Annotated in this window: 1 protein-coding gene (cut by a window edge); it reads left to right on the top strand. The window is 66.2% G+C overall.

The window, feature by feature from the left end; all coding sequences use genetic code 11:
- The first annotated feature begins 241 nt into the window (after positions 1 to 241).
- Positions 242 to 14,696, top strand: partial view of a sigma-70 family RNA polymerase sigma factor gene (locus tag ACWEO7_RS20030; protein WP_452425137.1) — the 5' portion only. It continues 13,448 nt past the right edge of the window; 14,455 of the gene's 27,903 nt are visible here — the first part of the coding sequence; its start codon is at positions 242 to 244; its stop codon lies off the right edge, out of view.

Here is a 14,696-nt window from a genome sequence, read left to right as displayed (position 1 = left end):
ACACGCAACTGAAGCGACACAACCGACTCCGCCTCACCCACCGACCGGTTCGCAAATTTGACGACCAGGTCAAACCCTTATGTGAGCGGCATTGGCCCTAACCCTCGACCCCGACGAACCGAACCCCGTCACACCGGAACCGCCGGCTTCCACCCGCGGGGCGCCGACGGACCAGAACGAACACGCCTCGGCCCCACTGCCCACAATCCGGGAGCTGGTCGCAGATCCGGGAAAACTGAGCATGCTACGGCAGGAAGTCGAGGAACTGCGACGACAGCTCCTCGAGCTCAGCAACGGGCGCGCAGATCTGTCGAGCGCAGCAGCGGTGGACAGGTTGCTGGGGGCGCTGCTGCAACTAGAGCGAAAGGGCAAACTGAACCCCCGCCAAGCCCGCGCACTCCCGCTGGTCGAGGAGTATCTCGAGAAGTCCGGTCTCCTCGAGGACGCCGAGAGTGTCCGCAGCCAAAACCGGGAACACAAAGCTAATGCCGCTCGCCAGACGGATCAGCCGGAAGGCACTCGGCCGACGCAATCCCGTGGACCCGACCCCGTCGCCATCGACTTCGACCCCGACGAACCGGATGCGCCCGACCCCGCCACGCCGGCAGAGTCACAGGCGCCGAACACCACACCCACACCCGACACGCCACGGATCCGCACCGGCAACAGCACTACTGAAGACCGGCCCGCGAACCCGGATTCCAGCGAACCGAAGGCGGCCGAGCCGGGCGAGCACGCCAACCGACACGTCCCGTCCGCGCGGACCGCCGCGGTTGCCGGGCGATCGTCGGCCGATATTCGCACGCGAATAGCAGAGTTGGGCGCCATGCGGCACGCGGTCGACAAGCTGGGATACGAACTGGCGCAAGTCACAAAAAAAGTTGCATCCGAACGTATTCGGGCCGAAAACGAGTTGTTGAACCGAGTGGGGTTGCCGATCCCACAACGACCGGCGCCACAGGCGTGGAGTGTCGCGCGGTGCGAAGCGGAGCTCACTGCGCTGCGGGCGGCTCTGCAGGAGGCACGGTCGGAACCGGCCGACCCGTCTGAGCTGGATCGGACCCAGCGCCGCGAGGAGGAGGTTCGGCTGTTGGCCGGACCTCTCGAACGGTATCGGCATGCGCTGCACAACATGCAGGCCATGTCCGAGGAATTGCACGCGCCGATGGCGCTGGCCTATTTCGAGGGCCGGTCGGCTGATGACGCTCGATTCGGCATCGAGAGATACCAGGCGAGTCCACACGTCGCGTTGGAGCGCGAGCGAGGCGCGTACAACACCCTGATCGTAGCGGCATTGCAAGGCCGTCATGCCCAGGTGCTGCGCGAATTCGTTCAGCTTCATCCGCAATTCCAGGATGTCTATCCGCCGCGGCGGCGGTTCGAAGTCAAGTTCGTCGAGGTGATACCCAGGCCGGACGGCACGGTGCATCACATTATGTTGTACGGACGCCCGGCCGACTCGCACGATCCTCAGCTGGACGAGTTGCACTATGGCGAACCCGCGGCTGCCCTGCTCGAGGCTTATATGCGCGCTTCCTTCCTGGAGTTGCTGGGAGGTGCCACCTTCCCGGAGTGGCTCGCGGACCTCGGACCGGAAGCGTTCTACCAGCCGGACGAGCTCCGCTACCGAGGCTTTGGCGTCGGTGAACTGAAGGTGGACGAAGTCGTCGAGATCGGACGACGTCTGGCCGAACGCGAAACGTCCTGGTACGAAAAGTCTCTCGAAGAGGGAATTGCGTCACTGGCCGAAGAACAGGGACCACTGTCCGCACGGGAGGTCGCTCGTAGTCTGGCAACCCGAGAGTGGACCGCTGCCTCCACTACTTATCCCCGACAACCCGGCCGGATAATCGCGACCTGGATGCCCGAGATCTTCGTCGGTGGCATGCGTGTCACCGTTCCGATCGCGAAGGACCCCACGGGGCGCTGGGTAATCGCCGAACCGCGCGATAGTGATGGCCTGAGTACCGAGAATATCGTCGCATACTGGTTCTCCCAACTGAGCGCACGAACATCGCGACGTCTGCTCGCCAAGGTCACCAAGGCGTTGACCGCCGGATCGACCATCTTCGCGACACCACGCGCCGTCGCCGCCGAGCTCACCACCCGGCCCGACGACGGATGGGACGAGCGATTCGCTCGCGAGATCGCCGCGACGGGGAAAACCATTGTGGCGGAGTCCGGAACCTCCGAAGACGCTACGCCGGACGAACCCCGCGGACCCGGCCCCGTTGCCATCGACCTCGACCCCGACGAACCAGGGGCATCGAGCACGCCTACACCCGGCGCTCCGCGGATTCACCCCCACCAGCCGGTGAATTCCAGCGGGCACGCCGCCACCGGTCCCGGTGAAAGCCCTTCCGCAGGCCATCAGCCCGACAACGCGGAATTCTCTGAAGCCGAGCGGTTACGGGCCCTCCGTGATGCGGTCGTCGCGAGACTGGCTGGCGCAGCGGATGTTTCGGACGTTCCCGTGCTGTATCGAGCACCCGCTCTGATCGATGAACTGGTGGCCGCGCGGCGCCGGACGGATGCGCAGGTCCCACCGGAACGGCTGCGGTTGCTGGAGCAGTTCGCGCACCAGATGTCGGCATGGTTGGCCGCCGCGGACGAAGCCGCCGAGGCAAACGCCGCCCACGAGCAGGGGCTGCGGGATGGGACGCCGGCCGTACTGCAGGCTCGACAGGACGCCGCGGAGATCCGGCTCGGAGCGGCTCTCGCCGCCGTCGCGGAGGTCTGGGCACAGCCCCGCGACCGAACAGACACGCCGATCGTGACCCGGCCGGCGGAACACCTCCAGCCAGAAGAGACGGAACGGCTGCGCGACGTGGCCGAAACGATTTTCGGGGAGATGGTGGCCGTGGGGGCAGCGGTCGATGCGGTGATCACCGACAGCGAACAGCTCGACGAGGACACGTGGCGCTATTACGCGCTGCGAGATATGTCGCAGTGGCTGGAGGAACTGCTCACCTTCGCGGAGCAAGGGGATACGACACGGATAGGCCGGGAGCGACTCTCATTCCTGCTCGACCACTTCCGCGCGATCTCAGAGCTATTGACGGCAACCAAGATGCGCGACACCGCGGCCGCCGCCCTGGCCGGTGCGACCGATCGAGAAAGACAACGTGCGCAAGCCGCCGAGAACTACGGCATGGCCGACCGCGGGGTCCGCGCTCTCGCGGAGATGCTGGGCGAACCGCAGTATCGCGCGACAGCCACTCCCCCGGCGGCTCAACCCGGCGCACCCGTCGTCTGGCCCGGCGCGGACGGACAACCCGACTTCATCGCACAGACCCAGCCTCGGCAGCACGATCTCACCGAGCCCGGTCCCGGCGAGTCGGCGTCGCCTGATCGAACCCCCGAGGACCGCGCAGCGCAGCCCGGATCGGAAGACCCACGGGGGCAACATGTCGAGCAACCCCGCGGCTCCGATGAAACCGCACCGCGGCGCTATGTCGAACAGAACCTGACGGTGGAGGATCTGGGTACGGTCGCGGCAGCGAGCGATCGGGGCAGCCACGCGCACAACGAGGACGCCTTCGCCCTGATCCGAGTGAATGTCGGTGGCGAAGAGGCCACCGCACTGATCGTGAACGACGGTCTCTCCCGGCCGAAGGGCGGTCATCGCGCCTCCGCCGCCGCCAAGACAGCCGCCCACGATTTCGTGGTGGCGGCGCTGCGGCGGGCCGACCGCGACGGCCGGATCGACCCGGTGGCCATAGTCGAGGGTGCCGTGGCCGCCGCCCAGGAGGCGGTACTCGCCTTGCCCCCAGAGTCTCCCCTAGACGGCCCGCCCGCCACCACGATCGTGGTCGCGTTGATGGAGTCGGGACGGCTCGCCGTCGACTGGGTGGGCGACAGCCGCGCGTACTGGATTCCGCTGGATGGTGGCGCGCCGATACCGCTGACCAGGGACGACTCGAAGGTCCAGGATATGCTGGACCTCTTCGACGACACCACTCGTGAAGAAGCCGAACACTCGGCGATCGGCGGGCCGGGTCTCACCCACAATCTGGGCCGCTCCCTGGACGGGCTGAAACCGCGCAAGAAGGCCCGAAACGTACGCGGCGACGGTGTCGTCCTGGCGCTGACGGACGGCGTGTGGGAGCCGATCAGCCCCGACGACCCCGAACCCATCGCGGCCATCGTGCGGCGGTCGCTCGCCGAGGCCCCGGGCGATCTCGGCGCCGTCACGCGCGCACTGGTTCGGGCAGGCATCGAAGGGGGCACAGCCGACGACGTGACCGCCGCGGCGGGATTCCTGTCGGCCGCGAACGTCGACGCCCCCGCGAATACGGTGACGGACCACGACGGGCCGTCCACCCCGGCCGATCGCGGCGCTGACCCCGTCGCGATCGACCTCGGTCCGGACGAAGCCGATCCCACGCCGGTCGGGCCCGAAACCACCTCGCCGCGTAACTCGCCGGATCGCGCTGGGGTACAACCGGGTCCACAGCACGGCACGACCAACGAGGCGAACACCGCAGGCAGACTCGGCACCCCGTGGGGCAGCGCACCCCGGCTGCGGCAGGTGCTCGAGCAGCATGTCGCGAGCGGACGACCGGAGCTCGCGACCGCCCTGCTCCGGCAACGGATGGAGACCGAGATCCCGCGGCTCTCGAGTAGTTTCGGGCAGCGGGCAGCGCACCATATCGCCGACGAGGTATGCGCGACGGCGATCGCACGCCTCGGGCAGCTCGGTAACCGAAATATCGAGTTGTGGTTGAACAACATTGCGCGAGAAGTGATCTCGCGCCATCGCAATATCGAGGTACCCTGGTACAGCATCCGGGAGTTCGTTTCCGAATGCGCACAACTCGAGCAAACCGATCCACTGGTCCAGCTGCTGGCCGAAGCCCGAACCACGGACGTGCGGCGCATCCTGGAGGGGTTGCCGAGCCACCGGCGTGACCGTTTGATCCGCGCCTTCTGGCCCACGGGTCCGGGCACACCACCTGCCGCGCCCGACGGCACCGAATCCGATCGTGATGCGCTCTGGGTCGCAGCGCGCCAATTGGTCACAGCGGTGGCGGCCGCGGCGAACTTCCCTGCCCGGCTGCCGGTTCGGGCCGCAAACAGCGCAGCTCGGATCAGCCGACCCAGCAGCCCCACCACGGCGGCGTCCTCGCCCTGGCTCACCCGCAGGGAACTCGAGGTGCTCAACCTGATCTACCAGGGATTGACCCATGCGGAGATCGGGCGACGGCTGGATGTCGACACGAAGGCGGTCACGAACTACCAGCGGAGCGCGGCCAAGAAGTTCGGTACCGCCGGCGCGATCCGGACGGTCCTGGCGGCCAAGCGGCAGGGTTTCGTCCACGACGGGCACCGGCCACCGGCCGGTACCGTCCAACTGTCCCGCGAGCAACGACAACTCCTCCAGTTGATGGCCGACGGCCTCACGGATCAAGCCATCGCCGAGGTGCTGGGCGTGGCCACGCTCACCGTCAAGCGCCGCCGGGCCCGGATCGGCGCCGTACTCGGCGAGACGAAGCGAACTCCGATGCTGATGAAAGCCGTGCGGCTGGGAGCCTTCGACGAATCTGCTAGCGAAAACACCACGCCGAGCGCACCCCGTAGACCGGACACCGTCGCCATCAATCTCGGCGAACCCGACGAATCTGACACACCGGCGATGCAATCAGCGCAGGGCACCGCGATGCCTGGCGCCACCCCGTGGGCTCGACCCGCACAGAGCGAGACACCGGGAACCGCAGCACTCGATGTGAGCGTTTCACGGCCCGGTCCTCTGCTGCGTCGAGTGCAGGAGTCGGAGCTGGCCCGATACCTCTACGGTCGGCCGGAGGTCAAGACCGCGGCGGTGGCGGTGCTGGACCGGCTGGAGACGGTGATCAAGGGCCTGTTCCAGGACGTGCTCGAGGATCTGCCCGCGACGGAGCAGGAGGAGCGGATCAGAGCGGTTTTCGACGCGTCCGCGAGGCCGCGGTGGGGCGGCATGGTGCTGCCGTCGGTGCCGATGGACGAGCTGAAACGCGAGGGAAACCTGCGTGAACTGATGTCGGCCATGCTCAACGCCATGATTCGCAACGCCGAGCTGGGGGAAGCAGGCGTGGGTCTGACATTGGACCAGGGCATCGCCCGGTACATGAATCAGACGCAGGCATGGCGACGGAGCAAAGCGGACGAGCTAGGGCTGGACTTCGACGCGCTGGAGGCGGTTCGCGCGGCCGTTCTCGAGGACAAGCGGCCCGGAGAACCGATCACCTGGAAAGACCTCAACCCGGTCAAGTACGTGCGGAGACACGACGACGCGGCCGATCGGGCCTACGCGGAGTACGAGCGGCGACAGGCGGCATTCCCCGAACGGAAGTCGGACGTGCCACACCTCATTCCCACTTCCCGGGATGCCGCCGGGCTCGGCATGCCGCTGTCGGTGCGCGAATTCGCCGCGCTGCCGGAGCGAAGACTGCTGCGTATCAGCAAACTCGAACTCGAAGACGGCGTGGAAATCCCGCGTCTCGAGGACGGCCGCGTAGATACCTCCCGGTTGGAAGCCCAGCTGAGAGAACACGACAACTCTGTCGCCTATGTCGCGCCCACTTACATGCTCGACCCACGCGGACGGCGAATCGTCGACGAGAAAGGTTGCCGCATCGCGTGGATCAGGGTCTATCACGACGAGGGCACAGTCGATCCCGAGGAAGCCTTCGCCCTCGACCACTTCGAACGGGTCATCCAGCTCCCGTGGCGACCGGGATACGTCTACGTCGACCCCGACGAAGGCAACGACGACATCCGCAGGCTGGCCGAGCACGAAATCCCCTCGAACGCCGGCATTTCCGGCACCGCTACGCGGATGCTCGCCCGCTTCGACTGGCTGCGCCCGCCGGGCGTCTCCCGGCACGATTTCATTGCGGCGTTGATCGCCTTCATGCTTCCCCACCAGCACACGGTGTACGAGATCGTCCGAGGCTTGGAGATGGCGGGCGTGCGGATGGGCGACGACTCGGAGTCGATGTACCGCACGGTCATCGAACAGTTCGGCCCCGGGCAGCTGCCCGACCGCCCGCCGCATGCCGAGCTGCGTGAGACAAAACGGCAGCCCGCACGGACACCGTGGCAGCAATCCGGAGTTCCATCCGCTGCTCGGCCCGATCCCGCCGCATCGGAGCCTCGAACAAACGGCCGGACACCCTGGAAGGACAGAGCGTCCCTCGCCGAGGCCGCGCGGAACGCAGGCAGCACTCGGAAAGAGGTCATGCCACACTCTCGGTCGGATCCGCAGGCACCGCCGACCACCGCGCGCATCAATTCGTACGACGAATGGACCCAGGAACTTCGAGACCTGGGAATCGACACCGAACAGATGATGTCGGATCTGGCGGAAATCTGGGACTACCTGCGCCTCGACCCGAAAGTCCACGCGACGTTCGTGCAGAGAATTCAGGAGCTCATGGATGAGTTCCCGGATGCTTCGAGACCGAGGGAAAACGAGCACATCGGCATGGCTACCGCACCCGTGTCCATGCCCGATTTCCTCCGCTACGGCCTGCCGGGCATGACCAGACGGGAACTCGTGTCCGCCATCGCGAACGAGGTGCGAGGAATCATCGAGACATCGGCGATGGGACACATCGTCGAGCAAGAAATACCTGACAACGTGCGCATCGCCTACCAGCACGTGGCCGGGTCGCTCGAACTCGCCCGAGTCGGGGCGACCCGACAAGAGTTCCGGGTGTTCACGCGACTTGTGGAAGGCAGAGACTATAAAGAAATCGCGACGGAGCTCGAAGTAACGCCGTGGGCGGTGCGGAAGTACGTCACATCGATCTACGCCAAATTCGGCATCGAGGGGCGCAGCGGACTGGAAGCGGCAATCCGCGACCGCCACGCCGACAGCACCGCCACAGCCACCTCGCGCGATTCTGCGGCGCCGACCGAGACCACCGATGAGACATCGCAAGCCGACAAATCAGGGCGCCGCCCCGGGGGCATCGACCCGGTCGCGATCGACCTCGGCGATGACACCGAGTCCGAGCAACCCGTACCGGCGCAGCCGAACACGCACGAGGCCCGGGACGACGCGAACATCCCCGAGCGGTGGCGCCAGGAACGTGCCTGGGATCAAGAGCGGATCGCCGCAGTTCGCGCGGGCGACCCCGGCGCTTACAACGAGCTGTACGAGCGGTACTACGGATGGGGTCTCGGTATCGCCATGAAGATTGTCCGCGACCGATCCGACGCCGAGGACATCGTGGCCGACTGCTTCGCCGACCTTCTCGTGAGGATTCGCCGAGGTGGCGGTCCGGACGCCAGTTTCGGCGCCTACCTGCGTGCGGCCGTTCATTACCAGGCGTTTGACGCCAGCGCTCGCGCCAGCAGGCAGGTCCCCACCGACGATATGGCCAAACTCGATCGAATCCAGCTGGGCGGCGATCGAGCACCGGAGATCTCCGAGGAGACCCCTATCGGTCTGGCGTTCGCTTCGATGCCCGAAGAATTTCGCACGGTGCTCTGGCTCACCGCGGTCGAAGGCTATTCCCCGGAGGAGGTAGCTGACCACTTGGGGTCTGCGCGGGGTGAAGTGAAGGAGCTGATCGCTCGCGCACATGCCGAGCTGGGCCGGAAGTTCGCGGCGGAAGCGCCGCAGCACGGCCCGTTGGTCAGGGCATTGGCCGCGCTCGCGGCCGACAACGAAGGCCTCACCTCGGTGCTCGCCGAGGGCGGCGATGCGCTTGCGATGGATGACGAACGCCTGGCCACGGATGTGGCCGTGATTCGAACAGCCCAGCACGAGCGACCCGAACTGCTCGGCAGCGTAGTTCGACGCCTTCGCCCCGGACCGCGGGAATACTTCGTCCGCTGGTTCATGGGGCAGACGGTGGCCGACATCGCGGCCGCCACGGGGCGCGATAAGTACCTCGTGCGCAAGCGGCTGCACAACGCGGTTCGCATCGTGTCGACGGCGTTGTCCCACGTCGACTCTCCCGCTCTGCAGGGCTCGGAACCGCATCCCAGCGGACGCACCGATGAGGAGATGCTGCTGCTGGTCGAGGCGGTCTGGGCTCACGACCGAGATCTGCTGGAACCGGCCACGGGGCTGGTAACCGAAGCCGAGCAGGCAGTTTTCGAGTCATTCTTCCGGCAGGGTCGGACAGTGCCCGCAATCGCGACGGCGCTGGCCTGGAGGCCGAAGCGAGTTCGCCGCATGCTGCACCGCATCGCACGGCGCATGGCCTCGACGCTCTCACCAGAGGTCGTGGAGCGGTACCTGAGTGGCGGATCGCTCCGGCGGGCCACCAAGGTCGATGTCGCCCGGGAAGCGGGAGTCAGCACGATAACTGTGAAACGAATTCTCGCTGGGCATCCGGATGCCGGACCGGAGACGATCGAGCGGGTCCGGGCGGCCGCGCGCCGTCTCGGTGTGCGACATGGACGGACCGGGATTGTCGCCGATGGCGACGAACAGACGTCGAATTCGCCGGTTCCCCATGTACGCATCGATCACGATCGAGTGCCGTACCACCAGCGAGGTAGGGAGTTGCAGCTCGTCCGCGGGACGTCGGAGGATGAGTTGCGGCGCCTGATCCCATTCCTTTCCGAGGGAGACCAGAACGTCGCAACGCTGCTGCTCCTGGAGGGACTGCCCGTCTCCGTCACGGCGGAACGATTGAGCCGCCCGGCTACCTCGGTGCAGCAACGCCAACATGACATCGCCGACCTGCTGGCGGCGATGCTGTTGTCGGCGAATTGGGAACTACTGCTGGTCGAGGCGGTCCACGCGCACGATCCGGCGATATTGGCAGCCTGTTTCCCACGACTCACCCGTCTCCAGCAGCAGTATGCCGATCAATATCTGGCACAAGGGCTTACGACACATGACATCGCAAATGCCCGGGGCATCCAGCAGACGACCGTCAACAAGCTGCTGCGACGAATCTCCCACATACTGGCGAGAGAACTCCCGCCCACATTGGTGCGGCGCTATCTGAGGGCTGGCGCACTTCGTCGAGTGAGTTTGGCGGACATCGCCATTCGGGCCGGAGTGGCCGAGGGGACGGCGCGCCGGGTACTCGCGGGCGGACACGCCGATGCGAAGACGGAGCAGCGAATTCGGACGGAGGCCACTCGGCTCGGATGGGCAAGTAGACGTCCCGGCGTCGTGGTGGACTATCCCGACGAGAGGTCACCGGTCCCGGCGGTCCACGAGGGCACCGCCGACTATCCGCGCCGCGGCAGGGCGTTTCGGATCATCCGATCAGCGTCACCGGAAGTGCTGACGGAATGCATCGATCGACTTCCGCCGGACCTGCGAACAGGCGGCGCCCTGTTGTACTCCGACGAGCTGACCATCGAGGAGAAGTCGAAGGCACTGGATTTGTCGCCGGCGCGGGTCGCCGCGCTGCGACAGGCCGCCGCGCCACGGCTGGCGACATTGCTGTCCGTCGGTGTGTTGCTGACCGACGGCTCGGCGATGTTCCTGATCGAGGCGATCGCGGCGCACTACCCGGATGTGCTGGGGCCGTGCTACTCGCAGCTCTCGGGCACCGAGTGGGAATACGCCGAGCTGTATCTGGTGCAGGGTCTCTCGCAACCCGAAGTCGCTCGAGCGACGGGCCGCAGCCAGAGCACCGTCAAGGGCGCGCTGTATCGGATCGCGCACGTGCTGGCCGGGGAACTCCCACCAGAGCTGGTGTCGCGGGTGCTGAGCCGAGGCCCACTCCGGCGAGTGACGCTCGACGATGTGGCCACTCGGGCGCAGGTGAGCAAGGCTCAGGCAGATCGCGTGCTCAACGGCCGCGGCGGAGTGAATCCCGAGACGACGAACCGGGTGCAGTCGGCCGCCACCGAGCTCGGCTGGACGCAGCAGCGGCGCGGCATCGTGGTCGTGACCGAGACGGGTGTCGAGCCGATCCAACCAGCGAGCGTGACGCCGACGACGCGATCCACTACCTCCGATACGCAGCCGACCTCGACCACTGATCGCATCGACCCCGTCGCGATCGACCTCGGTGATGAGACCGAGTCCGAGCATCCCGCACCCGCGCAGCCGAACACGCACGAACCCCGTGAGCTTGCGCCCAATGCACGCCGAGCATTGGAGCGGGCAGAGGACGAAGCCGCCGAAGTGGTTGCGGAGGTGTTGCGTCAGGCAGATCGGCTCGGGGTCGATACCGCTGACCTGCACCGGAAGAACGCAGACCAGATCGCCGAGGGAATAGCGAGGCTGAAAGACATCCAGGCCCGACGACTGAGTGCTGTGCTACGCCGGCGGGTCCTCGATCACCTGGCGGTCAAGGTACTCCTCGACGACGAGGCGCTCCCCGCGATCAACGATAGATTCCAGCAGGTCAGACCCCAGATCGAAGCCTGGCACGAGTACGTGGGCGAGGTGCGTGAGGCGTTGGCGGTGCTCGCGGCCGAAGATTTCTTGGCGGCAGCGGGTGCGCGCAGACTCGGCAGAGGTGTAGGGCTCGTCCATGGCGAGGACGGAACCATGCGGATCGTGGTTGCCTCACCATTGCGCGGGCAGCAGCATCTGCTCGATCTGGCGGATCCCGTCCTGCGGGAGATGGCAGCCCAAGACCAGATCCCCATCGATCACTGGCGCGTACAGGTCGGCACGGATGGCAGGGTTACCGTCCGGACGGTGTCTGGAGTCCATGACGAACCGGAATCAGCGCTGAAGTTTTACGACGATCCCGACGCAATCGCGTGGATGAAAGACCTCGTCGACACGCGGTCCTTCGCTGACAAAGTGGCTGAGGCAGAAGCCTCCGGTGTGCGCGAACGCAAGACCCTCAAGGGCGACTCGGGCGATACGACGATGTCGGAGCAGGTGGTGCTGATCATCTACCGCAACGGTTTCCGCGCAATCGAGAAGACGGTCCGCGACCTCGATCAGGCGGATGCCGAGGAGCTGGGCAGCCTGATATCCAGAATTATCGGGGTGCCTGCCCCGCCGATGCTGCGGCGTGACAAACGCGGTCTCGTCCTGCTGATGGAATATGCGTCGGAAGTTGTCGATAATCCGGCAGACAGCTCCTTCATGGCTCGTTTCAGGCACACACCGGTCTGGCGGCGACTGGTACTGGCCGAACGACTGCTACGAACGTGGGACCGATTCGAAGGCGCCAACTTGGGGGTCGACCATGGTGTTCGGCTGATTCCGATCGATTTCAGCAATTCGTTTCTCGAACCGCACCTCAACCCCTCGATGGCAAGGCTGTTGGCGGGCAATCTGGAATTTCCACCGGCCGAGCTCGAATCGATCCGAGAAGGCATCGACGACGCGGACTCTGTATTCGAGTCTATGAACCGGCGGCAAACGTGGTACGAGGACGTTGTCCGCATCTTCAGAGAGTTCCTGGCCTCCCGAGGCGCTTCGGAACCGCCACGCACCACGCTGGCCGACACCCTTGACCTGCTCGGGCGACTCCGCGACGACCTGGCGTACCGATTCGGGGTCGGTCCCGAACAGGAAGACCCACGCGCGTGGCGTGCCGTAGTCGCAGAACTGCGACGGACATTCTCCAACCGACACGACGAATCCATGCTCGCCTACGTCGATACCCTGGACGGACTGATCAAGCTCCTTCTGGACGGGCAGCTGCTCCAGGTCGGGGCCGACGAACTCGACGACGACGTCTGGCCGGGCCTGATCGACGCCTACCTGGACGGCCTGTCGGTGCGAATCGCCGATCTGTCCGACGGCGCGCACTACCCGATGCCGAACGGTGAATCCGATGCCGAGTGGCAGGCACGCTTCGACCGCGAAATGGCGCGGACCGTCGAGCAACGTTCGCCCGGCGAACCGGGCGAACAGTCACGACCGGCCGACCCCGTCGCGATCGACCTCGGCGACAGCGAGCACGAACCCGAACCACCGATCGACGATGCCGGGCCCGACATGCATCGGTCCGAGCCGGGTACGCCCGGGGATCTCGAGCGACAGCCGGGGGCGGACGGCGGCGCGACGCCGGGGCGGCCCGGCAGCGTGCCACCGGAACAGCTGCGACGGCAGCTGGAAGAGCTTGTCGCGCAGCGTCATACCGAACAGGCCGTAGCCCTGCTCCGGCAAAATTTCTCGCACAACGTATTCCCCTGGATTCAGGCGAATCTGCGAATGCCGAGAGTAGCCCGGGAGGTCTTCGACGAGGCGTGCGCACACGCGGTGGGACAGTTCGGCCGGATCGGGCAGCGCGACATCGAGGAATGGGTTGTCCTCAACGCCAGAAATCTCATGGCCCAGCACCGTGAGATCGCCGAAATCTGGGAGCGTGTCCAGGATTTCGTGATCCGTGGTGCACGATTGCGCGCTTCGGATCCGCTGGCCACGGTGTGGGCCGAGGCGGACACAGCGCAGGTGCGCCGACACATACGCGCGCTCACCCCGACCCAGCAGCAGGCGCTACGCCGATTCGCGTCCAGGCGTTCGGGTCGCGATGCACAGGTCGAGATGCCCGGCGAACCGGCCGCCGAGTCCCTCATCCTGTGGCATGCGGTCTGCGCACTGGCCACGGCGGTTGCCGACGAGGGCGGCGTGCAGGCGTCACTCCCGGACGAACCGAGGCCGGCGGACAACGCTGCCCCACCGGATATCCCCGCCGAAGCGACGGCTGCGGAGTTGGTGGTGGCGCTGGCCCGCAACGCAAACGCCCGGCACCTGCCACCGATAGTCCGGGAGGCACTGAAGACCGACCGGCAGGCGCTGCAGGGCTGCATCGAAAGACTTGCCCCGTCGCAGCGACGGATTCTCCAGCTTCGCTTCGGACTCGAGATGTCACCCAACCGGACCGCGGATTTGCTGGATCGCAGCCCAGGGGCGGTCCGCGTCGCACAGCATGCCACCTTCGCTCGTCTCGCTCGCCTGCTGCAGGAGCATGCGGGCAAACAGGCCTTGGCGGTGGTCGAGGAGACCCAGAAACAAGATCCCGACGCATTCCATCGCGGTCTGGTCGCCCTCGGCGAGAAGCAGCGTGCCGTCATCAAGGACCGGCTCGTACTCGGGCATGCCGGTGCCGAATTGGCCGAAACGCACGGAAGGGACCACCGCACGACCTTTTATCGCGGCATTCAGCGACTTTCGGCGCTGCTGCTCGGCGATGCCCAAGCGCGTCCCGGGGCAGAAGCCGATCGTGAACTGGTTCAGCGGACCACGCCGGAAGCACTCATACTCGCCCTCCCTGGCCTCACCAGCGACACGCATCGACAGACGCTGATATTGCGGTTCGTGCGCGGACTGTCACGCGCGGAAGCCGCTGAGGCGGCCGGCGTCGACAGTCACGCGTTCGAGATGCGGGAGTTCCGCGCGATCCGTGCCGTCGCCGAACTACTGCGCCCACCCACCGACGCACCGGCAACGACCGAGCCGCAGCCCCGCCCGGTGGTGCTGTCCGATCGTGAGACCGAGATCCTCCGAATGCTCTCGGCAGACATGTACTTCACGGAGATCGCCGCAGTGCTGGCGATCACTCCAGCAGCCGTCCGCACGCACGCACAACACATCTACCGCAAGCTTCGGGTAGGCAACCAGGCACAGCTCGCGCAGGCGGCGCGGTCCGCCGGATTAGATCTCCCTATCCCCGACGAGAAACCGGAGGCAGCCGAAAGCGACCACCGTCCGGCAACGAGATCCACTACATCGGGGGCGACTCCGCCATCATCCGGCAACCGTACCGACCCCGTGGCCATCTACCTCGGCGATGGCGATGAGTCCGAACTGAGGACAGCCT

Source organism: Nocardia sp. NPDC004260 (assembly GCF_053603155.1).
Note: the sequence above shows the minus strand (reverse complement) of the source record. Positions and strands in the feature narration are given on the sequence as shown.